Origin of the sequence: Microseira sp. BLCC-F43, assembly GCF_041929235.1 — a bacterium.
GTDB lineage: Bacteria > Cyanobacteriota > Cyanobacteriia > Cyanobacteriales > Aerosakkonemataceae > Microseira.
Map to the genome: position 1 here is coordinate 1 of NZ_JBHFNP010000062.1, position 25,658 is coordinate 25,658.

The 25,658-nt window shown below is 46.8% G+C and carries 25 protein-coding genes; 14 read left to right on the forward strand and 11 right to left on the reverse strand.

Annotated elements, in window-relative coordinates; all coding sequences use genetic code 11:
* Window positions 1–770: 770 nt before the first annotated feature.
* The 4 genes from dnaN to sppA all read left to right on the forward strand — a co-directional run bounded on the left by dnaN (window position 771) and on the right by sppA (window position 5,756).
* On the forward strand, window positions 771–1,922 hold the full coding sequence (gene dnaN / locus ACE1CM_RS10300) for a DNA polymerase III subunit beta (protein ID WP_374877326.1): 1,152 nt from the start codon (window positions 771–773) through the stop codon (window positions 1,920–1,922).
* 108 nt (window positions 1,923–2,030) lie between these two features.
* Window positions 2,031–2,567 (forward strand): bifunctional pyr operon transcriptional regulator/uracil phosphoribosyltransferase PyrR, encoded by a 537-nt coding sequence (pyrR, locus tag ACE1CM_RS10305; protein ID WP_374877327.1) that lies wholly within the window; start codon window positions 2,031–2,033, stop codon window positions 2,565–2,567.
* Between the two features lie 218 nt (window positions 2,568–2,785).
* Window positions 2,786–3,832, forward strand: coding sequence for a type 2 isopentenyl-diphosphate Delta-isomerase (gene fni, locus ACE1CM_RS10310; RefSeq protein ID WP_374877328.1), 1,047 nt, complete (start codon window positions 2,786–2,788; stop codon window positions 3,830–3,832).
* A 94-nt stretch (window positions 3,833–3,926) separates the two neighbouring features.
* Window positions 3,927–5,756 (forward strand): signal peptide peptidase SppA, encoded by a 1,830-nt coding sequence (gene sppA / locus ACE1CM_RS10315; RefSeq protein ID WP_374877329.1) that lies wholly within the window; start codon window positions 3,927–3,929, stop codon window positions 5,754–5,756.
* 361 nt (window positions 5,757–6,117) lie between these two features.
* Here the strand turns inward: sppA and ACE1CM_RS10320 are convergent, their stop codons facing one another.
* Complete coding sequence (locus ACE1CM_RS10320; protein WP_374877330.1) at window positions 6,118–6,771, reverse strand: helix-turn-helix transcriptional regulator; 654 nt, start codon at window positions 6,769–6,771, stop codon at window positions 6,118–6,120.
* Window positions 6,772–6,921: 150 nt separating this feature from the next.
* Window positions 6,922–7,137: a hypothetical protein gene (locus ACE1CM_RS10325; RefSeq protein WP_374877331.1), complete on the reverse strand. Its 216-nt coding sequence runs from the start codon at window positions 7,135–7,137 to the stop codon at window positions 6,922–6,924.
* 196 nt (window positions 7,138–7,333) lie between these two features.
* On the opposite strand from ACE1CM_RS10325, the gene ACE1CM_RS10330 reads away from it, so the two are divergent.
* Window positions 7,334–7,588 carry a helix-turn-helix domain-containing protein gene (locus ACE1CM_RS10330; RefSeq protein WP_374877332.1) on the forward strand — a complete coding sequence of 85 codons (255 nt, stop codon included), beginning with the start codon at window positions 7,334–7,336 and terminating at the stop codon, window positions 7,586–7,588.
* An 85-nt stretch (window positions 7,589–7,673) separates the two neighbouring features.
* Window positions 7,674–7,940 (forward strand): hypothetical protein, encoded by a 267-nt coding sequence (locus ACE1CM_RS10335; RefSeq protein WP_374877333.1) that lies wholly within the window; start codon window positions 7,674–7,676, stop codon window positions 7,938–7,940.
* A 166-nt stretch (window positions 7,941–8,106) separates the two neighbouring features.
* Here the strand turns inward: ACE1CM_RS10335 and ACE1CM_RS10340 are convergent, their stop codons facing one another.
* Both ACE1CM_RS10340 and ACE1CM_RS10345 read right to left on the reverse strand, forming a co-directional pair.
* Window positions 8,107–8,727, reverse strand: coding sequence for a GDYXXLXY domain-containing protein (locus ACE1CM_RS10340; RefSeq protein ID WP_374877334.1), 621 nt, complete (start codon window positions 8,725–8,727; stop codon window positions 8,107–8,109).
* Between the two features lie 22 nt (window positions 8,728–8,749).
* Window positions 8,750–10,123 (reverse strand): DUF2157 domain-containing protein, encoded by a 1,374-nt coding sequence (locus ACE1CM_RS10345; protein WP_374877335.1) that lies wholly within the window; start codon window positions 10,121–10,123, stop codon window positions 8,750–8,752.
* Between the two features lie 77 nt (window positions 10,124–10,200).
* Here ACE1CM_RS10345 and ACE1CM_RS10350 point away from each other — a divergent pair, with 77 nt between their 5' ends.
* A complete protein-coding gene (locus ACE1CM_RS10350; RefSeq protein ID WP_374877336.1) occupies window positions 10,201–11,148 on the forward strand; it encodes an RsmB/NOP family class I SAM-dependent RNA methyltransferase in 948 nt (315 codons plus the stop codon).
* Window positions 11,149–11,334: 186 nt separating this feature from the next.
* Here ACE1CM_RS10350 and ACE1CM_RS10355 read toward each other — a convergent pair whose 3' ends face one another.
* The 7 genes from ACE1CM_RS10355 to ACE1CM_RS10385 form a co-directional block, all read right to left on the reverse strand.
* Window positions 11,335–11,526 (reverse strand): DUF2949 domain-containing protein, encoded by a 192-nt coding sequence (locus ACE1CM_RS10355; RefSeq protein ID WP_226590993.1) that lies wholly within the window; start codon window positions 11,524–11,526, stop codon window positions 11,335–11,337.
* Window positions 11,527–11,633: 107 nt separating this feature from the next.
* On the reverse strand, window positions 11,634–11,804 hold the full coding sequence (locus ACE1CM_RS10360; RefSeq protein WP_374877337.1) for a hypothetical protein: 171 nt from the start codon (window positions 11,802–11,804) through the stop codon (window positions 11,634–11,636).
* Between the two features lie 388 nt (window positions 11,805–12,192).
* A complete protein-coding gene (locus tag ACE1CM_RS10365) occupies window positions 12,193–12,732 on the reverse strand; it encodes a DUF192 domain-containing protein (protein ID WP_374877338.1) in 540 nt (179 codons plus the stop codon).
* 28 nt (window positions 12,733–12,760) lie between these two features.
* Window positions 12,761–13,456 carry a response regulator transcription factor NblR gene (gene nblR / locus ACE1CM_RS10370; RefSeq protein WP_374877339.1) on the reverse strand — a complete coding sequence of 232 codons (696 nt, stop codon included), beginning with the start codon at window positions 13,454–13,456 and terminating at the stop codon, window positions 12,761–12,763.
* Window positions 13,457–13,563: 107 nt separating this feature from the next.
* On the reverse strand, window positions 13,564–14,481 hold the full coding sequence (locus ACE1CM_RS10375) for an NAD(+) kinase (RefSeq protein WP_374877340.1): 918 nt from the start codon (window positions 14,479–14,481) through the stop codon (window positions 13,564–13,566).
* A gap of 369 nt (window positions 14,482–14,850) precedes the next feature.
* A complete protein-coding gene (locus tag ACE1CM_RS10380) occupies window positions 14,851–15,825 on the reverse strand; it encodes an NmrA family NAD(P)-binding protein (RefSeq protein ID WP_374877341.1) in 975 nt (324 codons plus the stop codon).
* 1,176 nt (window positions 15,826–17,001) lie between these two features.
* Window positions 17,002–17,106, reverse strand: coding sequence for a PetM family cytochrome b6-f complex subunit 7 (locus tag ACE1CM_RS10385; protein WP_226591005.1), 105 nt, complete (start codon window positions 17,104–17,106; stop codon window positions 17,002–17,004).
* Window positions 17,107–17,408: 302 nt separating this feature from the next.
* Between ACE1CM_RS10385 and pdxA the strand changes: the two genes are divergently transcribed.
* The 7 genes from pdxA to ACE1CM_RS10420 all read left to right on the forward strand — a co-directional run bounded on the left by pdxA (window position 17,409) and on the right by ACE1CM_RS10420 (window position 25,444).
* Window positions 17,409–18,515 carry a 4-hydroxythreonine-4-phosphate dehydrogenase PdxA gene (gene pdxA, locus ACE1CM_RS10390; protein ID WP_374877342.1) on the forward strand — a complete coding sequence of 369 codons (1,107 nt, stop codon included), beginning with the start codon at window positions 17,409–17,411 and terminating at the stop codon, window positions 18,513–18,515.
* Between the two features lie 1,464 nt (window positions 18,516–19,979).
* Window positions 19,980–20,237 (forward strand): hypothetical protein, encoded by a 258-nt coding sequence (locus ACE1CM_RS10395; protein ID WP_374877343.1) that lies wholly within the window; start codon window positions 19,980–19,982, stop codon window positions 20,235–20,237.
* A gap of 27 nt (window positions 20,238–20,264) precedes the next feature.
* Window positions 20,265–21,599: an adenylosuccinate synthase gene (locus ACE1CM_RS10400; RefSeq protein ID WP_374877344.1), complete on the forward strand. Its 1,335-nt coding sequence runs from the start codon at window positions 20,265–20,267 to the stop codon at window positions 21,597–21,599.
* A 35-nt stretch (window positions 21,600–21,634) separates the two neighbouring features.
* Window positions 21,635–22,228, forward strand: coding sequence for a 50S ribosomal protein L25/general stress protein Ctc (locus ACE1CM_RS10405; RefSeq protein WP_374877345.1), 594 nt, complete (start codon window positions 21,635–21,637; stop codon window positions 22,226–22,228).
* Window positions 22,229–22,538: 310 nt separating this feature from the next.
* Entirely contained in the window at window positions 22,539–24,086 is a 1,548-nt protein-coding gene (locus ACE1CM_RS10410; RefSeq protein ID WP_374877346.1) for an AAA family ATPase, read from the forward strand.
* Between the two features lie 88 nt (window positions 24,087–24,174).
* On the forward strand, window positions 24,175–24,555 hold the full coding sequence (locus ACE1CM_RS10415; protein WP_374877347.1) for a hypothetical protein: 381 nt from the start codon (window positions 24,175–24,177) through the stop codon (window positions 24,553–24,555).
* Window positions 24,556–24,652: 97 nt separating this feature from the next.
* Window positions 24,653–25,444: a YdcF family protein gene (locus ACE1CM_RS10420; RefSeq protein WP_374877348.1), complete on the forward strand. Its 792-nt coding sequence runs from the start codon at window positions 24,653–24,655 to the stop codon at window positions 25,442–25,444.
* Window positions 25,445–25,658: the final 214 nt, after the last annotated feature.

Genomic DNA, 25,658 nt, shown 5'->3' on the forward strand with positions numbered 1-25,658 from the left:
GGGTTTCACCAGAAAAATACTTTATAAAACTCGCTAATCGCAGAAGAAACAAAGGTGATCGGAGAAAGAAACCGGGTTTCACCAGAAAAATACTTTATAAAACTCGCTAATCGCAGAAGAAACAAAGGTGATCGGATAGGAAATTAATTTTTCCTTTCCCCTTTAAAGGGGGAGGCTCTAAACCGATTGTTTCTGGTAAAGTATTGCAAAGAATATCAGCAACGGTGGAAATTTTGGGGAAAAATGCTCGTTTTGAGCGGAAAAATTGCACAGGACTTGGGGAGACCCCATGGTAGGATCCAAGGGATTCCAGCTTGGAAGAATTTTCTTGTTATACACGCATAAATTCAGGAGGGTTGCTAGACCGGGTGCTGCGCTCAAAAGAAGAGTGGCGCTAGAGAGTCTTCTTGGTCATAGAGTATACAGGACTGACGCACGACGATCTATTACCTTTGTTTCTGCCTGGATCTCTGGTGACAAAGCGATGATTTTTTATAGAAACCCGGTTGCGGGGCGTCAGACTCGGTATAAATACTCTGTGGAAAACCCAGCCGAGTTTTCCACAAGTTTTCCACAGGCTATCGGTTCCGGAAACCGCAATAGGGAAAGAATTAGCCGACTTTTTCCACATTTTCCACAGTCCCTACTACTGCCGATATGAAAAATGACACCGCTTTAATCAAATAACGAGGCGCAAAGTCTTGTTGTTTTCCCGATGGGCAATACAGGTAGTACGATCGGTCAAGTCACTCAAGGCAGACACACATCCCATGAAGCTGGTTTGTACCCAGAACGACCTGAATGCCAACCTGTCGCTAGTTAGTCGTGCAGTTCCCTCAAAACCTACCCATCCCGTGTTAGGTAACGTGCTGCTAACCGCAGATGAAGAACAACAACGGGTAAGCTTAACAGCTTTTGACCTGAGTTTGGGTATCCGAACCAGCTTTGCTGCAACTGTGGCAGCTGGCGGGACTTTCACCCTACCGGCAAAGCTACTCAACGATATTGTTTCCCGTTTACCAGAAGCGGAAATTACTATCGACGATGAAGCGGGAGAATATTTAGTAACCATAACCGTATCTGGTGGACGCTACCAAATTCGGGGAATGGGAACCGAAGAATTCCCAGAACTACCGACGGTAGAAGATGGTCAAACTATCTATATTCCATCTGAGGCTTTAATTGCAGGATTGCACGGGTCTTTATTTGCCACCAGTTCTGACGAAACCAAGCAGGTACTGACAGGAGTTCATTTTACCAGCCAAGACGATGGTATAGAATTTGCCGCGACGGATGGTCATAGACTCGCGGTGGTTCAAACTGAAGTTGCACCCGGTGGTGAGGAAGAAACTGCTGCCTTCCCGATGACCGAATTGAACGTTACTGTTCCGGCAAGAGCGTTGCGGGAAGTAGAACGGATGCTGGGGACGCGCCAATCTACCCCCTCGGTGGTTTTGCATTGCGATCGCTCTCTGGTAATCTTTGAAATCGGCGACCAGCGCTTAACTACCCGCTTGTTAGAAGGACAGTACCCAGCTTATAGTCAACTGATTCCCCGTCAATTTACCAGGTCTGCAATCATCGAACGCAAGCAACTTTTGAGTGCATTAGAGCGAGTTTCCGTTTTAACAGACCAGAAAAATAATATCGTTAAGGCGAAACTCGATAGCGACAAGCAAACACTAGCTTTAGCTGTAGAAGCTCAAGATATTGGCAGCGGACGGGAGTCGGTTCCCATTCAGCTTTCTGGAGACGATATTGAGATTGGATTTAATGTCAAATACTTGATGGACAGTCTCAAGAATTTAAACACTCCAGAAGTCGAAATGGAATTAGGTAATCCACTTAGTCCTGTGGTGCTGAAACCTCTGGGAGGCGCAAAAGCAACGCACATCATTATGCCAGTACAGATTCGGTCTTAGGAATTTGGTAATAGGTAATAGCGTTCCCAGGCGACCGCCTGGGGAACGAGGGTAAAAAACCAATTACCAATTACCCATTACCAATTACTCATTACCCACTCAATCCCTATGCCTTCCCAAATTGTCGAAATTTTATCAGCAGAAGAAGTCCGCCGCACGGTTAACCGCATGACTTCCCAGGTGGTGGAAAAGTCCCGCGACTTGTCTAAACTGGTGATGCTGGGAATTCATAGCAGGGGTGTTCCCCTCGCTAAAATGATGGCGCGTCAGATTGAATTGCTAGAACAAGTCCAAGTCCCCGTAGGCGCGTTGGATATTACTTTCTACCGAGACGATCTCGATCAAATTGGGGTGCGGACTCCCGAAAAAACAGATATTCCATTTGATATTTCCGATAAAACTATAGTACTGGTCGATGATGTAATTTATAAAGGTCGCACGGTGCGGGCGGCGTTGAATGCAGTCCATGAATATGGTAGACCCGAAGTAATTTGGTTAGCCGTCCTAGTTGACCGGGGTCATCGAGAATTGCCAATTCAAGCAGATTTTATCGGGAAAAATTTACCGACAGCTAAGGAAGAACAAGTTAAAGTTTACCTTCAAGATATGGATGGACGAGATGCAGTAGAGTTAATCAAGCCATAATCGGGTACCCGATTATATCATGCATAGCTGCTAATGGCTAATCGCTAATCGCTAATCGCTAATGGCTAATGGCTAATGGCTAATGGCTAATGGCTAATATCAGGGGAAATGCTATATTACGAGCTGATAGCAATTAGCAATTAACAATTAGCCATTAGCCATTAGCAACGCCCAAGGTTCGTAACTAGCCAGGAAAAAACGTAACTAAATAGATCGCCGTGAATTCAAAAATAACCTCACCCACAGAAACTCAAAATCGCAAGGCAGATCATTTGCGCGTCTGTCTGGAAGAATCGGTACAATTTCAACAAACGACAGGTCTAGAACGCTATCGCTTTACCCACTGTTGTTTGCCAGAATTAGATTGGAATGAAATTGATATATCCACAAGTTTTTTAGGGAAACAATTGGGCGCGCCCCTGCTCATTTCTTCGATGACTGGTGGAACGGAATTCGCCGGAATTATCAATCAGCGCTTGGCTAAAGTTGCACAAAAGTATAAGCTGGCGATGGGTGTGGGTTCTCAAAGGGTAGCGGTGGAAAATCCCGAAGTGGGGGGGACTTTTGCAGTGCGATCGCTCGCCCCAGATATCCTCCTCTTCGCTAATTTGGGCGCTGTACAACTCAATTACCAATATGGTCTAGATCAATGCCTGCGCGCTATCGATTTATTACAAGCCGATGCCCTAATTTTACATCTCAATCCCCTGCAAGAATCCGTTCAAACTAAAGGCGATAAAAACTTTCGCGGTTTGCTTGACAAAATTGCTATTTTGTGCATGAAATTGCCCGTGCCGGTAATAGCTAAAGAAGTTGGAAATGGGATTTCGGCGACGATGGCAGAAAAATTAATCGATGCGGGAGTCGCTGCTATCGACGTGGCGGGTGCTGGGGGAACTTCCTGGGCGAAGGTGGAAAGCGAAAGGGCAAAAGATCCGATGCAGCAGCGTTTGGGGGCGACATTTGCCGATTGGGGAATTCCCACGGCAGAGTGTATTACGAATGTGAGAGCGATCGCACCCAACATCCCCCTAATTGCCTCTGGAGGACTGCGGAATGGGTTAGAGGTGGGGAAAGCGATCGCTTTAGGTGCTGATATCGCCGGTTTAGCGTTGCCTTTTTTACAAGCAGCAGCTGAATCAGAAGCGGCGCTAGACACTTTAGTCGAGATGCTAGTAGCAGAAATCACCACAGTACTGTTCTGCACCGGCAACGGGACTTTATCAGACTTAAAACATTCTCTGGCGTTGCAGAAGCTAGCATAGTTGATATTGGTCGGCGTTGGGTCGATCGATCGGGGCAGGTTTAAATGCTTGTTATACTCGCCCCGACATAACTGAAAGCAGAAAAATAAAAAATATGCGTGACTTTCTGAAATACACCTTCGCTAGTCTGGTTGGGCAATTGGTTTTCTGTGCGCTTGCCGCCAGCGGACTGATTTTTCTGCTGATTGCAGCTGCAACTAGAGATACTGAACCACAAGTTAGGAATAAGTCGGTATTAGTTTTCGATCTATCCCTCAATATTACTGATTCAAGCCGCGCTTCGGGGACGGGAGAACTAATTCAACAAGCTGTATCGGGTGAGGAAGATAACTCGATTACCCTCCGTACTGTTCTGGACGCTATCGAAAAAGCGACTAAAGATCGGCGGATTGTTGGTATTTATTTAGATGGCAATGGAGAATCTGGCAGTGTTGGCGCTGGGTATGCAACTCTAAAAGAAGTAAGGCAAGCGTTGGAAAAGTTTAAAGCATCTGGGAAAAAGATTATTGCCTACGATGCTAATTGGGATGAACGAAGCTATTATTTAGGTTCGGTAGCGGATACGGTTGTAGTAAACCCGTTGGGCGCGATGGAAATGAACGGGTTACGCGCAGAGCAAATGTTTTTGGCAGGCGCTTTGGAAAAATACGGCATTGGCGTTCAGGTAATTCGAGTTGGGAAATATAAGTCAGCCGTTGAACCATTTATTCTGGAAAAGTTGAGTGAGGAAAATCGCGCACAAACCCAAAGATTGTTAAACGATATTTGGGGGGAATTCCGCACTACGGTAGGAAAGAGTCGCGAATTAAGTCCGCAGCAAGTGCAAGCGATCGCAGACAATAAAGGTGTGCTAAATCCAGAGGAAGCACAGAAAGGTCGCCTCGTCGATAAAGTCGCCTATTTCGATCAAGTTGTCGCCGAGATCAAGCAACTAACCGAAAGTAAAGAAGACGATCGCACTTTTAAACAAATCAGCTTACCCACCTATGGGCGAGTTTCCCCAAGAACTGTTGGCATTAAACGTCAATCTCGCCATAAAATAGCCGTGATTTATGCCGAAGGAGAGATTGTCAACGGACAAGGTGGTTTGAGACAAGTGGGAGGCGATCGCTTAGCGGGTCAATTACGCCGCCTGCGTCTCGATGATGATGTCAAAGCTGTTGTCCTCCGCGTCAACAGTCCCGGCGGTAGTGCGACAGCGTCTGAAGTAATCCAGCGCGAAGTCAGGCTAATTCGCGAGAAAAAACCGATAATCGTTTCAATGGGCGATGTAGCGGCTTCTGGCGGTTACTGGATCTCGACCTATGCCAACCGCATTTTTGCAGAACCAAATACGATTACGGGTTCTATAGGCGTGTTTGGACTGCTGCTAGATGTACAAAAATTAGCCAACAACAACGGCATTACTTGGGATGGGGTAAAAACAGGTCGCTACGCCGATGCCCAAACAATTTCTCGTCCTAAAACTCCCCAAGAATTGGCAATTTATCAGCAATCTGTCAACCGTATTTACTATCAATTTTTAGGTAAAGTTGCTAACTCGCGCAAGCTATCAACAAACAAAGTGCAAGAAATTGCCCAAGGACGAGTTTGGTCGGGTTTGGCGGCGAAGCAAATCGGTTTGGTGGATGAAATTGGCGGATTGGATAAAGCCGTTGAATTTGCTGCCAAAGAAGCTAAGTTGGCAGATGATTGGGAGTTGCAAGAATATCCTCGAACCCGCAGTTTAGAAGAACGGCTGTTTAAGAATTTAGGCGGCGATTCTGCTAGCGTTGATGGGGATGATTTTACGCCGAAAGCGACTCAATCCGATCCGCTTACAGTTGCTTATCAACAACTACAAAAAGAGCTAACCATGCTAAAATCAATGAACGATCCGATGGGTGTTTATGCCCGGTTGCCGTTTAATTTCCGGATTGATTAGTCTTTTTTTGCACGAGTTAGATTAATTTAATAGCTTGCCCGACAACCTGCCAGGGGTTTAAACCCCTGGCTAATAGCAAAAGTCCTTTAAAAAGGACTGGGAAAGCATTAATTACAGTTATGACTTTCACTGTCACAGGACTTACGCAAAGAAAGCGGGTTTCTATCAAAAATCGTCGCGTTTAATTTCCGGATTGATTAGATCGCGATCGTAGGGGCACGGCATGATTAAATCTTGGATGAAGAACCGAAATATCTCTGATGCCGTGCCCCTACTTGGCGGTCTGATTGATTAGGGCTTTGATATGCTAAAAATTATTATGTTAATTTTACAGCAAAAATTGCGGTGTTATTAACAGCTTTTAACATTGATTAACCGCAGTCTCAACAGGAAAAATTAGATAGGCACAGCGGCGATCGCTTGCTAAAATATGTTCAACTCTTTCAATTTTTACTCTCGAACCTAATAAAGTTTTAAATACTTCTAATTCTGCTTTACACAACAGTCCGCAACTAGCAGCAGCGGCGCGAATCGGACAGTGATTTTCTATCAATAACATCCCATGATCTGGCAACTCGATCGCTTCTGCCATGTAACCTTCGCGGGTGCGTAAGCGAGCGATCGCATATACCCGACTGCGCCAATCTTCAGCATCCGATATCTTTTCTGTATATGCTTGGATTTGTCGTTGCGATCGCTCTGCTATCAGTTTTTCCAGTCCAGGCGCACCAAATACAGCTTCAACACTCTGCAATAAGTCAACCATCAAATCTGCATGACTATCGGGAAAAATAGCAGCAGCACGGTCTGTTAGACGCCAAAGTTTCACCGGACGCCCCAAAGGACGCTTTTCTTCTAGATAGCTTACTAAACCTTCTGCCTGCAATGCCTGTAAATGCTGCCGCACCGCCATCGGAGATAGATGCAATTCCTCGGCGAGAGCGATCGCACTTTTAGCTCCCTGGGTTTTTAATAAATACAGGATTTGATTTTTGGATCTTTGCTGTCCCTCCATAACTTTAATCTAGCTTTTACCTCGAATACAGGCGGGCGGGACGCCCACCCCACAAAGCCAAGATCGACTTCTTATGGGGTGGGACCTATTGCCCGCGCCCACTCCACAAAGCCAAGATCGACTTCTTGTGGGGTGGACATCTTGCCCGCCCTAAGTATTCTTGCCAGGATATTGCCGCACGGGTAAATCAAACACTACCTCAAACCGAGCATGAGGTATCATTCGCCGCAAAATCTGCAAATGTCCCTCGGCGTCGCTGCGGTTACGGAATTTTCCCACCGTAATCCGCTGTAAATTGGGTAATTGGCGGATAATTATCCATGAGAAAAGTAGCGATCGCAGATCGCTGTTGCAGCTTTTGGTCATAATTACCTCAAAATTCAATCTCAACAAATTCGTTCTGCCTAATTGACCATCGGGTAATTAGGACAGACACTTTGAGAAAAGGACTATCTCGCTCTACCCTAACCAGGTGGTAGGGCTGTCCTTTTGTTGTGTTTGGCATAACGCCTTTATGACGTGTCAAACAATATGTGTCAATACGGCGTGTCTATATGTCATAATGACAAAAAGCAGACAAGAGAGTAATTCTCCAATAGAAGCGCTCAGGATAGAGAAAACCAAACTATCCCAAGTTGAATTTGCCGTGCGATGCGGCATACCACTGCGAACCTATCAACGTTGGGTATCCGGAGAGACAGAAACCCGTCCCAACTTGGTTCAGCTAAAAGCCATCTGTCGCGAGCTAGGAATTGAAAGGGTGAGCGACTTGCCAGATACTTTTGGGCCAACAGAGCCGCCCTCAACCGAGTCCTGATGCAGCTAAAATAACTTTCAATTCTCGCGCCAACCCAGTATACTGGAGACTAATTTGCTGAAAATCGCTCATTTGTCATCTATCGATGGATAGAAAAAATCTTCGCCCCACGGCTAACAAAAGAAATCCCTTCTTGCTATATATTTTGGCTTGCAGTGCCATTGGTGTGGTACTGGGAGGCACTGCGAGCTGGGCAGATAGTCAACAGTGCTGGCTAGCTGAGAATCCGACAACGGAATGCTTGACAAAAAGTCCCCAGTTAAGAACGCTGGAAGGAATGAGTACCGGCTTGATCGCTGGTGCGAGTGCTGCAATAGGTGCAACTTGGCAGATGAAGCAGAAAGACGAATAGTGGTAATGGGTAATGGGTAATGGGTAATGGGTAATTGGTAATTGGTAATTGGTACTTTCTTTCCCATTACCGATTAGCAATTATTGATTAGGTAATAGGTACTTTCTTTCCCATTAGCAATTAGCAATTAGCAATTAGCAATTAGCAATTAGCAATTAGCAATTACCTAAAATCGATAATTGCGATCGCGCACCCACAAGCTAACAGGGACAGCATTGCCTTCGGCGTCTACCTTGACTTCGACGACGAAAGGCTGACGTTTTCCCTGCTGTCCTCGATTCAATTGCGCGCGCTCAATCTCATCGTTGAGCAGCTGTCTTTGGTGTTCGGGAAAGTAATAGCTTTCCACGCCGTAGGTAACGGTACTATAGCGCAGCAGACCTTTGAGAACCACCTGATTGAAAGGTAAATTGGTGGGGCGATCGCGACTAACTTTGACCGCTCTCCAAGCCAAAGGACGCTCAGATGATATCTGTGTCTCCGGTGCTTCTAAAATAACGTAAAGAGCGATCGGTTCCTGATATCGTTTATCTTTGGTTAACTCTTTCCAACCCGGTAGCTTTTCTAACGTTTCTCGGCGAGAAATATCATAGCTCAAGGTTTGCGAGTAACCCCGCAATAAATCATAAGGGTCTACCGGCGCTGTTTGCAGGATCGCCGTTTTGCCGGTAAGGTGAATAAAAATAGCTCCAGCAGGCACTGAAATAATTAGCGCTGTTTGAAGCACTAAAGGTAGCCAAAGTCGCCAAGAAGGCATCGATTGGGAAAATTTAGCATCAGAAGACATAGCAATTTTAGATTTGATTGGGTTAATTATGATGCAGCGTTCTAACGTAACGTTCAAACCAAAGTCCAGCCACAATCACCCCAACGCCGCACAAAAATAAGATAAACGCTTTAAACAACAAATCCGTATCGTATTCCAGCATTCTGCTAAAAATTTGCAGCGTTAGCAATATCATCCCACCCCAAAAACCGCGCCTTTGTCCTGAGCTTAGTCCCTCGCGCACTAAACCAGCCGCTAAGATAAACAAGGCGATATTAAAAATCCAGACAGCAGAATCTTGAATCGCAGCAATGCTAATATGCCACCAAGGAACGATCGCCGCGATCGCAATCAACCCACCCACAACAGCCGTAGTTAAATCCATCCGCCATACCAAGCGTACCCATTCCCACAGCGTTAAACAAGCCAAAATTGCCGCATCCAGCAGCAGCACCCAATCAACTTGGGGAACGTTTCCCCCTGGCGCTTGGATGGGTGAAGGCCACAATCCCCGGAAAGAAAACAGGTAAAATAATATACCCAAACATAGCAAAGCTAAATTGCGAGCAATCGGTTGAAAGCGCAGTTTGTCCCAACGGGTAACGTTAAAACTTCGCCACAACCTGTCATCGTAAGCCCATAATAAAGCCGGTGGGAGGGCAAAAGCGATCGCGGCGACTAAAGCTTGTACCGATGACCCTGGAATTTGCACCCGCGTCAGGTTAGCCTCTAAAGAAGAGATGATAGCGATCGCTCCCATTCCAAACAGCCATCGAGATCGACACCAATACGCCAACGGTACAAACATCAAACCCGCTAATATGGGCATGTGTTGCAGCATCAGATGCATCCAAGAAAATCCCATCTCAGGAAACCAATCAAAAAATCCCCACCAATACCCTATCCCCATCAACAACACCGACAGCATCCCCAGCACTGTCAGGCGCAAGCTATACGCCATTGCTAGGACACCTAAACCCCAAACTAAAAACAGCCTAGCAGGCGACCCGCTTTGGTGGAACATCTGCGCCATCAGCGCCATATTCGCCCCTAAAATCAACGCTCCCAGCAGCAACACCCCATGACCGATACGGTGTTGCCATTCGTCAGCAGGACGCCGCCAGAGATAAAATCCGATGGCATTCACCCCAATAAACAAACTCAGCAGCAAGGTAACCCTCAATTCCCGCGACCATACCTGCCAGTTTGCCGCCACCAGAGTAATTACTGCTAAACCTAGAAGCAGACTCCCCAACCCGATTAAGATGACGATAAAGCGGTTGCGGGTGGATGTGTCCAGGGTATTAAATTGATAGCGTTCTGATAATTGCTCGTATAGCCACGCATCAATTAAACCCTCAGCTTTCCATTGCTCGGCTTCTTGGCGTAACTGATGACGAAACTTATCTGATACCATCAAAACCTCCCAGTCTGGGATAAAACTGGATTGAAAAACTGTGTCTTTTGCGGCTAATACATGCAATTAATACAAGTATGGAAAAACCCTCTAATTTACTACTTAAGCTCAGTCAGCGTCTGTTTGACAACTCAGGGGAGCGAGAAAGATTTGTGGAAGCATTAATTCATCCTCAGACTTTTCATCCCTGCATTCTTTGGTGTAAAGAGAAACCAGATATTTTACCGTTCCCTGTACAATCGCCAACTTCCTGGCAACCCACGTTTGTTGACCGCTTATCTTTAGATACTAAACCTGGTCAGCATCCTTTGCACGAGGCCGGTTATTTTTATTGCCTCGACTTTTCTTCTGTTTTTGCAGCTTCTACTTTGTTAACTATATCTTCACCTTTGCCTTTAATTTTAGATATCTGTGCTGCCCCTGGCGGTAAGAGTATCTTTGCTTGGAGAAGCTTGCACCCAGATTTACTCATTGCTAACGAAGTCATTGGCAAACGCCTCGGAATGTTAATTTCTAATTTAAAACGCTGTCAGATTCATCCCTCTTTTGTAGCTAACCGAGATTCGAGCATTCTAGCGAAAACCTTTGCTAAAACTAGCCAGTTGGTTATTGTAGATGCTCCTTGTACGGGTCAATCTTTGCTAGCTAAAGGGGGGAAAGCACCTGGATGTTTTCACCCATCTGCGATTAATCAATGTTCAAATAGACAAAAACGTATTATAGCAAATTCTGCTCAGATTGTCGCACCGCAAGGATATTTAGCTTATATGACTTGTACTTATTCACCCGCAGAAAATGAAGCGGTTTGCGAGTGGTTTTTGCAAAAATTTCCCCAGTTTCAGCCGGTAGAAGTTCCCCATTTATCGGCTTATCAATCCCATCTGGCTAAAATTCCTTGCTACCGCATGTGGCCTCAAGAAAAACTAGGTGCTGGAGCCTTCACAGTTTTGTTTCAAAATACAGAAGAAGCCACGGAAAAAATTGCATATTTTAGATTGGAGATTGCAGATTTTATTGCTATCTAAAAAAAATTAAATCTAAAATCTAAAATCTAAAATCTAAAATTTAAAGCGGGTTGTTGATTAAACCCGCTTGCTTGAGTGAAGTATGGAAAATAGCTGAATCTGAGGGGAATGCGCCTATACTTGCCCATTACCCCCAAACATAATCGAGCTGACATAACTACCAGATATTGAGCGATCAACTCCATCCTAAGCTGATTCCAGCCAGTCATAGATTTTCTCTAATTGTTCCAACGTCACCAAACCGTACTGCCAAAGAATCATTGGTAATGGTCCCGGGTCTTGCTCCCGATGCCGTAAAGCAATTTTAATCGAACCATTGGAAATTGCCAATTCTTCTTGTAAGAAACGAATAAACCGCGTAAACGTTGCAGGTGCCATAGCGTTTCACCTCCTCTTTTAGACACCAATATGCGAGATCCACCCCGCCAGTTTGAAGATCAAGTAGACACTTTTTAGGTTGTCTTTGCGCTGCATAAGCACCTCTCTTACCACCAGTAACAAGCGTAGAAAAAAATAGCACCGGGTGAACTCCACCAAGCCTTTCTTGCCGTAGATTGATTGAGCAAATCAAAATGCTTGAAATGCTTGAGAATTAGACTCGCTACCTGAGTAAAACCTAAAGGCAGGAATTCTTTAACCGCAGCGCTTGCTAACAAAGAATCATTTTGATTGTTTCTGTTCTACCTCGCTACTGGTATCAGTCTCACCTACAGCAGGGAATATATTTTGATACTTTTTGTTCCCTATCAATCCCCTAAAGGTCGTGGGATTTTGGCAACTAAACTGGCTTTACCCTACGGCAAGACTATGCCTTTGGGTTATCCCTGCTATAACTTTTGCTTATCTCACTCTTCTCACACCCACACCACAATGTACAAAGACGCTTTTCGGAAGTAGCACAGACTCTTAGCGTCGGGGGTTTCCCTTGGCTTTACTAGCGCCAACACCAACCGTTGTCCCAACAATTGGTGCTTGGACAGCTTAGCAAAGCATTTGCGTTTTGTACTAAGCTCGTAAATAATCTTAACACTGTTAACTAAAAAATTATGGTGGCGATGAGTTGGGTAAAAATTGGACAGTTATGCGATCGCCCACTCTCAATCCCAACTGGGACGCCCTACCGCCCCGCAGTTCGATCACTTGGTCGATGGGTGTATTGGGGCCATAGGTGGGACAGGGGATAGCATTACAGGGAGGAACGTTCGCTGCGATCGCTCTGACAACCCCCTGCCGTAGAAAAATCATATCGAGGGGGATTTTAACGTTCTTCATCCAAAAACTGACCGGGTGGGGTGGGTTAAACTCAAACAACATGCCACGGTCATCGGGTAAGGAAGTGCGGTACATCAACCCCAACGCCTGTTGTTCTGGAGTCCGAGTCACTTCTAAATTGATTGTCTTACCTGCGATCGTCGCCTGTGCTGAAATCGGCAGCATTTGACCTCTAAACTGGGACGTGGGTGACGGCGTTGCTTCCCCAAGCGCGATCGCATTGCCGATACCAGAAGTATTTGACACCCAAGGCGAACAACCTGCAAGCCAGATGCCTAAGATTATTCCCAGACTTATGATGTAACGCTGCATAATGGCGATCGCTCCCAATATCCCCGATCTAAGCTTCCCGGAGAACGTACCCCACACCCCGCACGGTCTGAATCAACCGCTTTTCGCCTTCATCTTCAATTTTGAGGCGTAAATAGCGAATATACACTTCAATCACATTCGACTCGCCCATAAAATCATCGCCCCAGACATTTTCCAGAATTTGTTCGCGGGTGAGGACTAAGCGGGGATTTTCCATCAAAAACTTTAGCAGTTCGTATTCCTTCATCGTCAGGTCGATAGATCGTCCGTTACGGATGGCTTTGCGGCTCCCCAGATCTAAAATCAGATCGGCAAATCGTAACTGTTGTGAACTATCAGTATGGGGCTCAAGGTAGAAGCGTACTAACTTGAGAAACGCTTCACTGCGGTATGGCTTGAGGAAGTAATCATCCGCCCCTGCTTCTAAACAAGCTATCCGATCTTCCACAGTATCGCGAGCCATCAATAATAGTACTGGCGTTTTATGACCAGCACCCCTAAGAGTCTGGCACAATGTCAGACCTGATTCCCCTGCTAACATCCGGTCTACCACAATTAAAGCCGGGTGGCGTGCCTCGACTTGATAAAGCCCCGTAGGCACATCCTCGGCTATCACTGGGTCATAGCCAGATTGTCTCAGATCGAGACTGAGATTTTGAGCCAAAGCTTCGTCTGTTTCAATCACCAAGACACAGGGACTGTGGCTGGACCCGATGGTATTCATAAAATGCTATTCATAAAAGTCTTCCCGCCTGGAAACCCTGTCCCCTTGTGGGTGAGGCGGTTGACACTCCACAACCCATTACCCATTACCGATTAGCAATTACCGATTCATGGTAATTCCACGGAAGTCGGTTTAGCAATATGAGGTAAACCCCAGCCTAATTTTTCCCGTAAAATCCGGAAAAACTCAGGCTGTTGCAGGCGGATAAAGCGGGCAGGATATTGGGATTTCTCCACCCGTACCCGATTTTCTGGCAACACGTAGCACGCCGCATTGCCATCAACTACCATGACCAATCGATTCGGAGTTGCGGGGAAAATCGTCACGGGTTCGGTATTGGCAAACACCAACGCCCGCGAAGCCAAAGAATGAGGACAAATCGGCACTAGCTGCAACACGGGAATTCCCGGCGTAATCACCGGGCCATTCGCACTCAAAGCATACGCCGTCGAACCAGTCGGCGTCGAGACAATCACCCCATCTGCCGCAATATCCACGGGTGAGTGCCTGCCGATTTTCACTTCAAAATGGCACATGCTGGTGAGGGGTTCCCGGTGAATCACCATTTCATTCAGGCAAAGCGCTTCCCACAGTAGGGTATCTTCCTGGAATAGGCGAATTGATAGCATGGTGCGCTCTTCAATTTCGTATTCCCCTGCCATAACCTTTTCCATTGCTTGCGGCAATTGGTTGACGTAAGTTTCCGTCAGAAAACCCATGTGACCAGTATTAACCGTCAGCAAGGGAACCCCAGAGGGCGCTAGCTGGCGAAACGCTGCCAGTACCGTCCCATCTCCCCCCAATACGGTGGCAAAAGCCATTTCCGAGTCGAAACCGGCAGGCACTAAATGCTCGATGGGTGTATGACAAACGGGGCGTTCGCAATCGGAATAACCCAGAATACCGCCCACCCCCGTTGTCAGGCAAACTTCCCAACCAGTATTGATTAACTGGTCTTTCAGCTCTGTGGCGACGCGGCAAGCAGTTGGTTTGATGTCGTTGTAGATAATCCCGGCTTTTGGCACGCGAGCAAATCCAGTTTTTGCTTATGAGTAATTGACGTACTCCCCTGTCTAAAGACGAGGGGATTCTTAAAAGGTTGTTAAAAGGCGCTCCCAAGACACGCCGAGTAACCTTTCTTCTTGCTTCTCGGACTCTTAACTAGACTGTCGCCAGTCCCCTAGAGACCGTCTCCACAAGCATTTTGTTTAATCTCCAGGATGCGTCCCACCCCAGAGGGTCCGCTATGGCGAACAATGTGTACCGTTTTCATCCCCCGGCTAAAGCACGATGGGCTGCTCAACGTAGTTCTTGGTAGGTTCGAGCATTTTACCATTGTTGACATCCTCCCTACCGCTCCCGTCGGATGGGGTATGCCGCGAAATTAGATCGGCTTAAAACCACATCTGGGTTTTTTTCTGTGGCTTTTTCTTACCTTTGTTGCGCTCGTAATCAATTTCTTTGAGCCTTCTCATAATCCGGCTGAAGTACTCTTGCATGTAAGCTTCTAAGGTAATTGTTTCTTCTGGGTTTAGCCCGAATACTCGATAAACTTCCTCCATTGGCGCGTTCATCGGTTCCCCTGTTGCGCCAACTTCGGCATAAGCCATGCGGTCGGCTAAATTCCAGCCCCACTGGAAAAACCGCGCCATTTGGCGCACCGTGCGGAGGAAATTTAGGGGTAGGCGCGTCACCTTGGCTTCTTGCCCGGACAACCGTTCGCACAGGCGGATAATTTCATCTTCGCTCCAAGCACGAGTTCCTACAACGGGAAATGCTTGTTTTTGAGTTTCCGGTACTTCCAGGGCGCGAATGACAAATTTAGCGATGTCCTGCGTATCCATATAGGCAACGGGGGCGGATTTACTCGTGACGTAAACCGCCTGTTTCTCCAATATGGGGATGGCATACTCGCCGATTAAGTTTTGCATAAAGCCGCAGGGTCGCAGAATCGTGTAATTTAAACCGGATTCTGCTAAAAATAGCTCGTTACACCGCTTGATTTCCATCAGCGGTACGTGAGGAAACTTTTCGGCGTTGAGAATCGAAAAAAAGATAAACCGCTCGACGGCGGCGGCTTTGGCGGCTTGTATCAGTGCCACCTTGCCGAACCAGTCTACTTGTTTGATGCTCGCCTCGGTGGCGCGGGCGGTTGCCGCATCAATCACTGCGGTTACTCCTTCTAATGCTGGTTGCAGGGTTTCTGGTTCGCACAAGTCTCCCGGTACCAGTTGGGCGCCTTTTTCTTTCAAAAAAGCCGCCCTTTTGTAACTCCTTACTAAACAGCGGACTTTGTATCCCTTTTCCAGGGCGTGGAGAGCCACTTGTCTTCCCAAGGTGCCTGTGGCACCGACCACTAATAAAGTCATAAAATCTCACGGGAGTTTTGTAACCCGGTGCTTTTAGGCCGGGGAGGAAAAACGACTCTAGCTTTTAAGCTAGCCCCTTTAAGGGGAGAGTCAGAAGAGGTACAGTTCTTACTCGTTCCTGTTATTAGCCGGAAACGCCTGCTAATAACAGCGTGATGTTAGCCAAGACGCAATCTAATTAGATATCTCGCCTTTGCCCCACCGGGTTTATTAAGACGCGCGGCTGGTCAGCACCTCGCTCTAAGACGGAGTTGCCCCGTGTCTTTAAAGCCGGGTGCTGACTCAGATTAGTAACGAATCTTAAACTTTCTCTAAGATGTTATCAGAATTTTGCGATTTCTTTCAGGGGATTGACAAAATTACTTTAATACGCTTAATTAAAGGCTAAGATCGGTTGCCGGGGCGGTGGCAATGATGCAGGAGGGTCAGCACCCCGCTCTGAAGAGACGGCGGCTCACGGCCGAGAAACTTCAGGTAGCTGACGAGCCTCAGTCAAAACTTGACTACGTTATTTAGGTCACGACACCCTGGGATGCTCTCGCTAGTCCCCTGCTCTGTCGCTAGTGGTTAAACAGTTTTACGAGGGGTTGGTAGCTGAATAAAAATATCTAGGCATATTTTGGCAAATATCTGCATAAATGCCGAGATATTGGTTGTATAATCAGATTACGCTTGATTAGTGCGGGTTGTTAAAGCTTACTTGGCCTGAAAACCTTGAAACACTTGACACAAACTAATCATCAAAAAACCAAATATTTCAATTCCTCTGCTTTCAGTGCAGTCTCTAACTGGGAATATCAGGTCAAACTGAGCAATCGGTAAGCCTTTTGGCGCTTGATATAGGCAAAAGATAAACCGTTGACTTTCGTCTACCCATATTTGCGGATGATTGCCGAGATATGCGGAGATTTTTACAAGCGGTAAGACGGTGCTGCTAGCCTAACAAGCCTAAATAACATTGGCGTTTGCGCAGCGTGCCGACGCAGGAGGCATAGCTAACTTAACCCGTTTAACGGAGCTTTGGAGGCAACCATACCCCCACCCCTTTTTGGGGAACGGCGGTTAAAACCGCTCGTTAATTATTTCATCCCCCACTTAAAAGATGGGTGGCTCTCCATACTCCCGGAGGTTTAAGGTGAGGACAAGAGTCCTCACTAATAACGCCGTTAGAGGGCGCTATTCTTCGCCCCCTTGAATTTTTAGCAACAAAAAGCCCATCCCCATACCCACAATAATCAGGCTGAAGGACAAAACCATCGCATTCAAAAACTCAGCGTTCATTATTTGGACACTCCTAAATTCAGTCAAAACTATCAGCAGATTCAGTCAAAACTAAAAGTTAGTAACTCAAGTTGCTAGTTATAATTTGTGAGAGCGGTAATTGGTAATTGGTAATTGGTAATTGGTAATTGGATTAACAGGTTTTTGCCCTTAGTACAATTACCCATTACCCATTAACCATTACCAGTACCGCTCGATGTAACTAGCAACTTACGTTAGTATAAAACAGTTAAGCTAACAATCTACATATAAAAGGTATTGCTGACGGGCATCGAGTGGAGGAATGGGGGCGAGGCGATAATATGAAAGCACAGAAAGCTTTCTTTACAAATGCTGCCCTTCACCAGGGCGACGGACGGCGCAGGTTGGCGGTGACCCTGGGCGATCCTGCCTCAATTGGGCCAGAGGTTGTGCTGAAGGCGCTCTCTGACCCCGAAGTTAGCCAAAATTGCGATATTACTGTAATCGGCAGTCGGGCGCTGTTGCAAAAGATTTACTCGGATCTGCGTCGCAAAGAGAAGCAGGAATTGTTGGCAGATCCGGCAGGGTTATCAATTCTAGAGGTGAATCTGCCTAGAGAAATAGAAGATCGAATTATTAGTGGAATTGGCAATGCTGCCAGCGGGGCGGCGAGTTTTGCTTATATGGAAACGGCGATCGCTCGCACCCTAGCAGGCGAATTCGACGCCATCGTCACCGGCCCGATTGCTAAATCCGCCTGGAAGGCTGCTGGATACGATTATCCGGGTCAAACCGAACTATTAGCCGAGAAAGCTGGTGTAGAAAGATTTGGCATGTTATTCGTCGCCCGATCGCCCCACACCGGCTGGACTCTCCGTAGCTTACTCGCTACCACACATATTCCTTTATGTCAAGTGGCAGATACGCTGACACCCCCGTTGATCAAGCGGAAACTGGATTTGTTGGTAGAGTGCTTGCAGCAAGATTTTAGGATAGAAAGACCAAGGATAGCTTGCGCGGGTTTAAATCCCCACAGCGGCGAACAGGGACAGCTGGGACGCGAGGAGAAAGATTGGTTAATTCCCTTCTTGGAACAAGAACGCTATAGCAGACCTGAGATTATCCTGGAAGGTCCGATTCCCCCAGATACGATGTGGGTTAAACCCGGTCAAGCCTGGTTTGGCACAGGGGTAGAGGGGGAAAAACACCACTACCAAAATCCCGCAGATGGATATCTGGCACTCTACCACGATCAGGGTTTAATTCCAGTCAAATTAATGGCGTTTGACCGCGCAGTTAATACTACCATCGGTTTGCCATTTGTCCGTACTTCACCCGATCACGGTACGGCATTTGATATTGCGGGTAAGGGAATTGCGGATGCTACCAGTATGAAAGCCGCGTTGGGGCTAGCCGCCGAACTCGTTACCCAGAGGCTAGCCCCATAACACCATGGAAATACCTAACCGAAAGCAGTGGATTTTTACTTACAGGACTTACGCAAATCACCAAAGTTTCTCTAGGTCGAAACAAAGGTGATGCCCTCGTCGTGCGTAAGTCCTGACTTTTTTGCTCCACCCAAAAAAACTAGGATAAATCCTGTGCTTCTCGACGTTTCAAAAGTGACAGGTAAGCAATTGGAACAACCACAGGCCAAAATACAGCACCTACCACCAAAGTCATCAGATAGGAGAACCTCTGCGGATCAAATGGGCTGGTATATTTCTTGAAGTACCCGAACCAGGTTGCGAACAAATTGCCCGCGATTATCAAGTAAAAACCGATAGAACACACGAAAATTATTTGCATCATAGCCTGAGAGTCGTGATTTTTTTGGGAACTGTGCGTTTGCAGATTCTTTGGGTAGACAAGCACCTGAAAAACCTTAAAAAACAAGGCTTTCCATCGTTTTTCATGCCCGAAAATAGAGCCAAAAATTAACCTGAACTCCAGCTGATTTTAGGCAGATACCAAAGTCTTTACAACCCGGATATCCAGCGAGCGTCAATCTGTTTTAAATTTTTGAGAGTCTGGCTTGTAGCTGGTAATACTTTTCCCTGGATAAGCGCAGTCAAAAAACTGATTTGACTGTTATGTAAACCCGTAATTTGAAATAGGGTTTAGACTGCCGGTTAGCAGTTTTCACTAATGTTTAAAATGCCCCATCTAAAGTGTTAATAGAATCTGAGATTTGCTCGGATTCAAGCATCTAAATTGCTAAGAGCGATCGCCAACCTCTTTTCTGATTAACCTTGGATAAAATAATATCCTGATTTTTCAATTCCCGTCAAGCTTGGGAGAGGAATTTTACCTATTTTCAGCAAGACTACAGAGCAAAAAAAGTTTCTTTAAAAAGCGCTTATGCGGTTTCGATCCGTAATTTCGCGGAGAATTTCACAAATTTTCACAAAGCCGCGAGTAAATTGGGGAATGATACCAGGAGAAAAGCTGCTAGGGGTCAGCAGTTGAGCGACAAACCCAATACTTAAGCAGAACCTGAAACCGGAAAAAAACACCAAGTATGCTGGATACGAAATGCGATCGCCACGGATGATTTACATCATACTAATTCGGTTTTTGCATAAGTCCCCCCACCCAATGCCCGGTAGGGGTTGTTCTGTCTCAACAAGTTCCTCGAACTCAGCTAATCCCCGCAGGAGCCTCCCATCCCCCCTACCCCCCTTAAAAAAGACGGTAGGGGGGATGGGAGCGTGAGACGGCGGCTGGTGTTTCGGACGCTCTTTGCGAAACCGCCTGAAGGAATGCGGGTAAAAACTGGAGGTTCGATACCCCCAGTTTTGACAATTTCAACTGCTACTGGTTGAGGGTTGTTCTTTGTCAATCTGAGGCTTGAGGACTTAACGGTTGGGACCATTACCCCTGATTCAATTATCCCTACTTGGGAAAATTGAATGGGGCTAGATGCTGTCTTGCACGAGGATGATTACTTAGGGAACCTGAGAAAGGCTAAAAATTTGCAGAATTTGAGGATGGCGACGCCAATACTGGCGCGGGAGCATTGTTTTCCATACCCGCTGCGGACATGGAATGGGGTGAAATGCGATATGCCGACCGCACGCACTCGCGTTCGCTGGTTGATAAAACCCCAGCCGCCTCGCATTCAAGGGTTGACAACTACAGTGCTAAATGGTGATAATGAGAGTTTGTGAAAACTGTAGCTATATAAAGATAAACCCTTGGCAAACGTAATTGTGATCGGTGCCCAGTGGGGCGATGAAGGAAAAGGAAAAATCACCGACTTACTCAGCAAATCAGCAGATGTAGTTGTACGTTACCAAGGGGGTGTCAACGCCGGACACACCGTTGTGGTGCAAGGCCAGACGTTTAAACTACACTTGATTCCATCTGGCATATTGTATCCCGACACCGAGTGCATCATCGGTTGCGGCACGGTGATCGACCCGAAAGTCCTAATCGAAGAACTCGACCAGCTAGAAGCGCTTAACATCTCGACGCGGAATTTGCTGATATCGGAAACAGCTCACGTGACGATGCCTTACCATCGCCTAATTGATAAGGCATCAGAAGAACGACGGGGAGACCATAAAATTGGTACGACGGGACGGGGTATTGGCCCCACCTATGCGGATAAATCAGAAAGAACGGGCATCCGGGTTTTAGACTTAATGAACCCAAAAGGGCTGCGTAAACAGCTGAATTGGTCAATTAACTACAAAAATGTCATTCTGGAAAAACTTTATAACTTGCCGCCTTTAGATCCAGAAGCGGTAATTGAGGAGTATTTAGGATATGCCGAACGCTTGCGTCCTCATGTGGTGGATAGCTCGTTGAGAATTTACGACGCGATCTTGCACAAGCGCAATATCTTATTTGAAGGAGCGCAAGGCACGCTGCTGGACTTGGATCACGGCACTTATCCCTACGTCACTTCATCCAATCCCGTCGCGGGTGGGGCTTGCGTGGGAACGGGTGTAGGGCCGACAATGATAGACCGCGTCATCGGCGTCGCCAAAGCTTACACGACGCGGGTGGGAGAAGGGCCATTTCCCACGGAACTGCACGGTACACTAGGAGAGTTGCTGTGCGATCGCGGTGCGGAATTTGGCACGACGACGGGACGCAAGCGCCGCTGTGGCTGGTTTGACGCCGTCATCGGTCGCTACGCGGTCCGAATCAACGGGATGGACTGCCTCGCCATCACCAAACTAGACGTTCTGGACGAACTAGAAGAAATTAAAGTCTGCGTTGCCTACGAAATAGACGGTCAACGTTGCGAAAACTTTCCCAGTAGCGCCCGCGTCTTTGCCCGTTGCCAACCTATTTATAAAACTCTACCAGGTTGGCAACAATCTACCGCCTCCTGTCGCAATCTAGAAGACTTACCAAAGCAAGCTTTGGACTATCTTAAATTCCTTGCCGAATTGATGGAAGTCCCGATTGCGATTGTCTCCTTAGGCGCTAGCCGCGACCAAACTATTATCGTGGAAGACCCGATCCACGGCCCCAAACGGGCACTGTTACACGCAGACGGTACGCCTGTATCCGTCTGAAATTCGATTTCGATCCTACAATCCAAAATCCCAAGATGGAACTCACAGTTGAATCTAAAAAGCGCGAAGCCGGTACCAAACCAAATGCCCTCCGTCGTTCTGGGCTAATTCCTGCGGTGCTATATGGTCACAAAGGTGTCGAGTCAGTGGCGCTGACAGTGGACGCCAAAGTAGCCGAACGGCTGTTAGAAAAAGCCTCGGTTAACAATACCGTAATTGATTTGAACGTGGCTGACATGGGATGGAGCGGTAAAACCTTACTGCGGGAAGTGCAAATCCATCCCTGGAAACGTTTTCCCTACCACCTGAGCTTTTTTGCGATCGCCGCTCACGGTCCCATCGATGTAGAAGTGCGGCTGCACTTTGTCGGAGAAGCCACAGGTGTCAAAAATAGCGGCGGTGTGTTAGACACCGTCATCACCCAACTTCAGGTGCGCTGCGCCCCAGACAAAATTGTAGACTCAATTGAAATTAACGTCTCGACTCTGGAAGTTGGTAGTAGCTTGTATGTCCGCGACATTATTCTACCTGAAGGCGTTACAGCTTTAACCGATGGGGAACAAACAGTCGTAACAGTCGTTGCGCCCCGCAGCAGCGATGAGGATAAGGCAACAGCGGCAGAATCTTAATGATTTTGTTACCAACAAATGTTGGATCTTGTTGTATAAAAGACCAGGGGATATCCCCTGGCTTTTTGTTTTCAGGACTTACCACGCGGGGTCAAAAACAAAGGTGATGCGTCAATCTCGCGACTGGAAACGCACAATTTTGCGGAGAAACAGGGCTTTTTGCCTAAGTCCTGGTTTTGTTGGTAAAATTGTCCCAAAAACCCGGTTTTTGCGTCAATCTCGCGACTAGAAACCGACGATTTTGCGGAGAAACCGGGTTTTTTGCCTAAGTCCTGTTTTTGTTGGTAAATTTGTCCTACAGATTATTAAAATGACTGATTCTTCTCTTCCCCCCTTAATTCAACAGATGATGCAGCCTGGGTTCTATCCCCATCCGGTAACAGAACCCATTGAAATGATTCAAACTCACGTTTCTTACGTGCTACTAACTGGCGATTATGCTTATAAAGTCAAAAAGCCGGTAAATTTTGGTTTTTTGGATTACTCAACCTTGGAATTACGCCAGCATTTCTGCAATGAAGAATTGCGGCTCAATCAGCAGGGTGCTGGTGAAATTTATCTAGAAGTTTTGCCCATTACCCAAAGCGATACGCAATTGCAAATAGGGGGGACTGGCGAACCAGTCGAATATGCGTTAAAAATGCGTCAATTTCCCCAAGATGCCCTATTCCTCAGTTTATTTGAACGCGGAAAGCTGACAGAAACCATGATGGAAGAACTGGGGCGAGTTGTGGCTCAATTCCACGCCAAAGCTCCAACAAATGAATACATTAAAACCTTTGGGGAACCCCTTCAAGTTCGCAAGGCTTTTGATGAAAATTACGAGCAAACTGAGAAATATATAGGTGGCGCTCAAACTCAATCCCAGTTCGACGAAACTAAACAATATTCGGACCGATTCTTCGGCGAGTACCGAGAAATATTGACCAGGAGAATTAAAAATAACTGGATTCGAGAATGCCATGGAGATTTGCACTTAAGAAATATTTGTCTGTTACAGGACAAGATTCTGCTGTTTGACTGCATTGAATTCAACGAACCGTTCCGCTTTGTCGATGTCATGTACGATGTAGCCTTTACCGTAATGGATTTGGAGGCGAGGGGGCGTCAAGATTTAGGTAATGCTTTTTTGAATACTTACATCGAACAGACTGGCGACTGGGAAGGGTTGCAAGTATTACCTTTGTACCTAAACCGTCAATCCTACGTGCGAGCGAAAGTAACTTCGTTTTTGTTGGACGATCCGGGAGTACCGGCGGCTGAAAAAGAAAAGGCCAAAGAAACAGCCGCTCACTATTACAAAATGGCGTGGCAATACACAAAACCGCGCCAAGGAAAGTTAATTTTAATGTCGGGAATATCCGGTTCTGGCAAAAGTACGATCGCCAAAAAGTTAGCGCGGCGCATAGGTGCAATTCACATTCGTTCCGATGCAGTGCGGAAGCATTTGGGAGGCGTACCTTTGTACGAACGGGGAGCAGAAGATTTATACACGCCAGAAATGACCGAGAAAACTTACGGACGCCTGTTGGAATTGGGAATTAAACTAGCAGCGACGGGCTACCCGGTAATATTAGATGCTAAGTATGACCGAGAAGCGTTGAGACAGGATGCGAAGTCTCAATCCCAATCCCACCAGATACCCCTACAAATCCTCTACTGTACCGCCCCAGAGTCAGTATTGCGCGATCGCCTCAATACCCGCAGCGGCGACATCACCGACGCCACCGCCGACCTACTCGCGTCCCAAATTGCCGCCGCCGAACCCTTCACAGAAGCAGAACTTGCTTATGTTACAACCCTAGACACCACCCAAGACCCAGAAACTCTAGTGGCACAGATCCTCAGCATGGAATGATACAATTTTTAGATTTCAGATTGCAGAATTCAGATTTAGGACTAATATCCTGGCTGTATTCTGCAATAGGTAGTATCAAAGAAGAAAAATGCTATCCAAATCAGCGGGTGTTATTGCTGGAGTAATTTCGGGTTTATTTTTGTTCCTGGCTTTTTGGGTGCTGGGTCTGCCATTCACCCTGTCCCTGTGTTATGGCATATTGGGCGGAGTCGCCAACAGCTGGATTATTGCTGGTTGGACGAGTCAAGATGAATCCAAACCAGGCAAGGAACCCCTAGAACCTGCCGAACCTGCTCAAAAAGACGGTAAGCCTTTGAGTCCCAGGGAACTGTTCAAACTATGGCAGAGGGAGCGTTACGAACGCCGTCCCAGCGCATTTTTTTGGAAGAATGCCCGTTCAAATAGGCTGTTGAGGCGACTGGAAAGAGAAGCTGCTCAAAGGAAGAAAAAAGAACAGGCGGGTAGCTGAAACAAAAGCTATACTTCTCACGGTCACTTTCCTAAAAGTGAGGTGGGCTGCTTGTCAAACTGGCTTTTCTAGCCATTAGCCATTAGCAATTAGCTATATGTTTTTATTTTTGTCCAAGCTGCTGCCTATATTCTTTTACCCGTTGGGGCTAGCCTGTCTGTTGATGGTTGTGGCGTTGATAACCTTCTGGAAACGACCCAGGATAGCAGTAGGCGCGATCGCAACCGCACTTTTCGTGTTACTGATAGCCAGTAATGCCGCTGTGTCTCGCTATTTAGTGCGAAGTCTAGAATGGCAGCACATCCCCAGGGGGGAATTGCCCCAAGTTGCGGCTATCGTCGTTTTGGGCGGCGGGATTAAGCCCAAACTGCCGCCGCGTCCTTGGGTAGATGTATCAGATAGAGGCGATCGCATCCTCCACGGTGCCCAGTTATACCGGCAGGGCAAAGCGCCTTGGCTCGTTCTCAGCGGTGGGCGAATTGATTGGAAGGACAATAACGAGTCCGAGTCTAAAGATATGGCGGCAATTGCCTTAGCAATGGGGGTTCCGCAATCGGCTATTTTGGAAGAGCCAACTTCGCTCAATACCTACCAAAATGCAGTCAACGTGGGAAAAATCCTCGATGATAAAAAGATGCAACGGCGCGTATTATTGATAACATCGGCGATGCACATGCCGCGGTCGCTGCTAATTTTCAAGCGGCAAGGGATTGATGCGATCGCTGCACCGACGGACTTTTTGGTCACCGAAAAGGATTTTAAGCCATTAGATAGCTGGCAAGCAATTATCTTCAATCTCTTGCCCGATATCGAGAATTTAGACAACACCACCAGCGCCATCAAAGAGTACGTTGGCATAGCAATTTATCGCCTTAAGGGCTGGCTGTGAGAAATTTTAGATTAGACTGCTGGCAAAAGTCCGTTTTCCATCAACTTGTGGGCAGGCGGGACGCCCACCCCACAAGAGTTGTTTTGTTTTGTGGGGTGGGCCGGAAAGCCCGCCCCAGGTATTTTTGCCAGAGGTCTATTGTAGATTTTAGATTTTGGATGGGAAAGCACGCTAGCCTATAAAAGGCCAGGTTAGATCTTGACAAAAAACATAT

Excerpts from the sequence above, each read along its gene's own strand:
- dnaN (WP_374877326.1), top strand. The coding sequence starts at position 771 with ATGAAGCTGGTTTGTACCCAGAACGACCTGAATGCCAACCTGTCGCTA.
- pyrR (WP_374877327.1), top strand. The coding sequence starts at position 2,031 with ATGCCTTCCCAAATTGTCGAAATTTTATCAGCAGAAGAAGTCCGCCGC.
- sppA (WP_374877329.1), top strand. The coding sequence starts at position 3,927 with ATGCGTGACTTTCTGAAATACACCTTCGCTAGTCTGGTTGGGCAATTG.
- ACE1CM_RS10320 (WP_374877330.1), bottom strand. The coding sequence starts at position 6,771 with ATGGAGGGACAGCAAAGATCCAAAAATCAAATCCTGTATTTATTAAAA.
- ACE1CM_RS10325 (WP_374877331.1), bottom strand. The coding sequence starts at position 7,137 with ATGACCAAAAGCTGCAACAGCGATCTGCGATCGCTACTTTTCTCATGG.
- ACE1CM_RS10330 (WP_374877332.1), top strand. The coding sequence starts at position 7,334 with ATGACAAAAAGCAGACAAGAGAGTAATTCTCCAATAGAAGCGCTCAGG.
- ACE1CM_RS10335 (WP_374877333.1), top strand. The coding sequence starts at position 7,674 with ATGGATAGAAAAAATCTTCGCCCCACGGCTAACAAAAGAAATCCCTTC.
- ACE1CM_RS10340 (WP_374877334.1), bottom strand. The coding sequence starts at position 8,727 with ATGTCTTCTGATGCTAAATTTTCCCAATCGATGCCTTCTTGGCGACTT.
- ACE1CM_RS10345 (WP_374877335.1), bottom strand. The coding sequence starts at position 10,123 with ATGGTATCAGATAAGTTTCGTCATCAGTTACGCCAAGAAGCCGAGCAA.
- ACE1CM_RS10350 (WP_374877336.1), top strand. The coding sequence starts at position 10,201 with ATGGAAAAACCCTCTAATTTACTACTTAAGCTCAGTCAGCGTCTGTTT.
- ACE1CM_RS10355 (WP_226590993.1), bottom strand. The coding sequence starts at position 11,526 with ATGGCACCTGCAACGTTTACGCGGTTTATTCGTTTCTTACAAGAAGAA.
- ACE1CM_RS10365 (WP_374877338.1), bottom strand. The coding sequence starts at position 12,732 with ATGCAGCGTTACATCATAAGTCTGGGAATAATCTTAGGCATCTGGCTT.
- nblR (WP_374877339.1), bottom strand. The coding sequence starts at position 13,456 with ATGAATACCATCGGGTCCAGCCACAGTCCCTGTGTCTTGGTGATTGAA.
- ACE1CM_RS10380 (WP_374877341.1), bottom strand. The coding sequence starts at position 15,825 with ATGACTTTATTAGTGGTCGGTGCCACAGGCACCTTGGGAAGACAAGTG.
- ACE1CM_RS10385 (WP_226591005.1), bottom strand. The coding sequence starts at position 17,106 with ATGAACGCTGAGTTTTTGAATGCGATGGTTTTGTCCTTCAGCCTGATT.
- pdxA (WP_374877342.1), top strand. The coding sequence starts at position 17,409 with ATGAAAGCACAGAAAGCTTTCTTTACAAATGCTGCCCTTCACCAGGGC.
- ACE1CM_RS10395 (WP_374877343.1), top strand. The coding sequence starts at position 19,980 with ATGGGGCTAGATGCTGTCTTGCACGAGGATGATTACTTAGGGAACCTG.
- ACE1CM_RS10405 (WP_374877345.1), top strand. The coding sequence starts at position 21,635 with ATGGAACTCACAGTTGAATCTAAAAAGCGCGAAGCCGGTACCAAACCA.
- ACE1CM_RS10410 (WP_374877346.1), top strand. The coding sequence starts at position 22,539 with ATGACTGATTCTTCTCTTCCCCCCTTAATTCAACAGATGATGCAGCCT.
- ACE1CM_RS10415 (WP_374877347.1), top strand. The coding sequence starts at position 24,175 with ATGCTATCCAAATCAGCGGGTGTTATTGCTGGAGTAATTTCGGGTTTA.
- ACE1CM_RS10420 (WP_374877348.1), top strand. The coding sequence starts at position 24,653 with ATGTTTTTATTTTTGTCCAAGCTGCTGCCTATATTCTTTTACCCGTTG.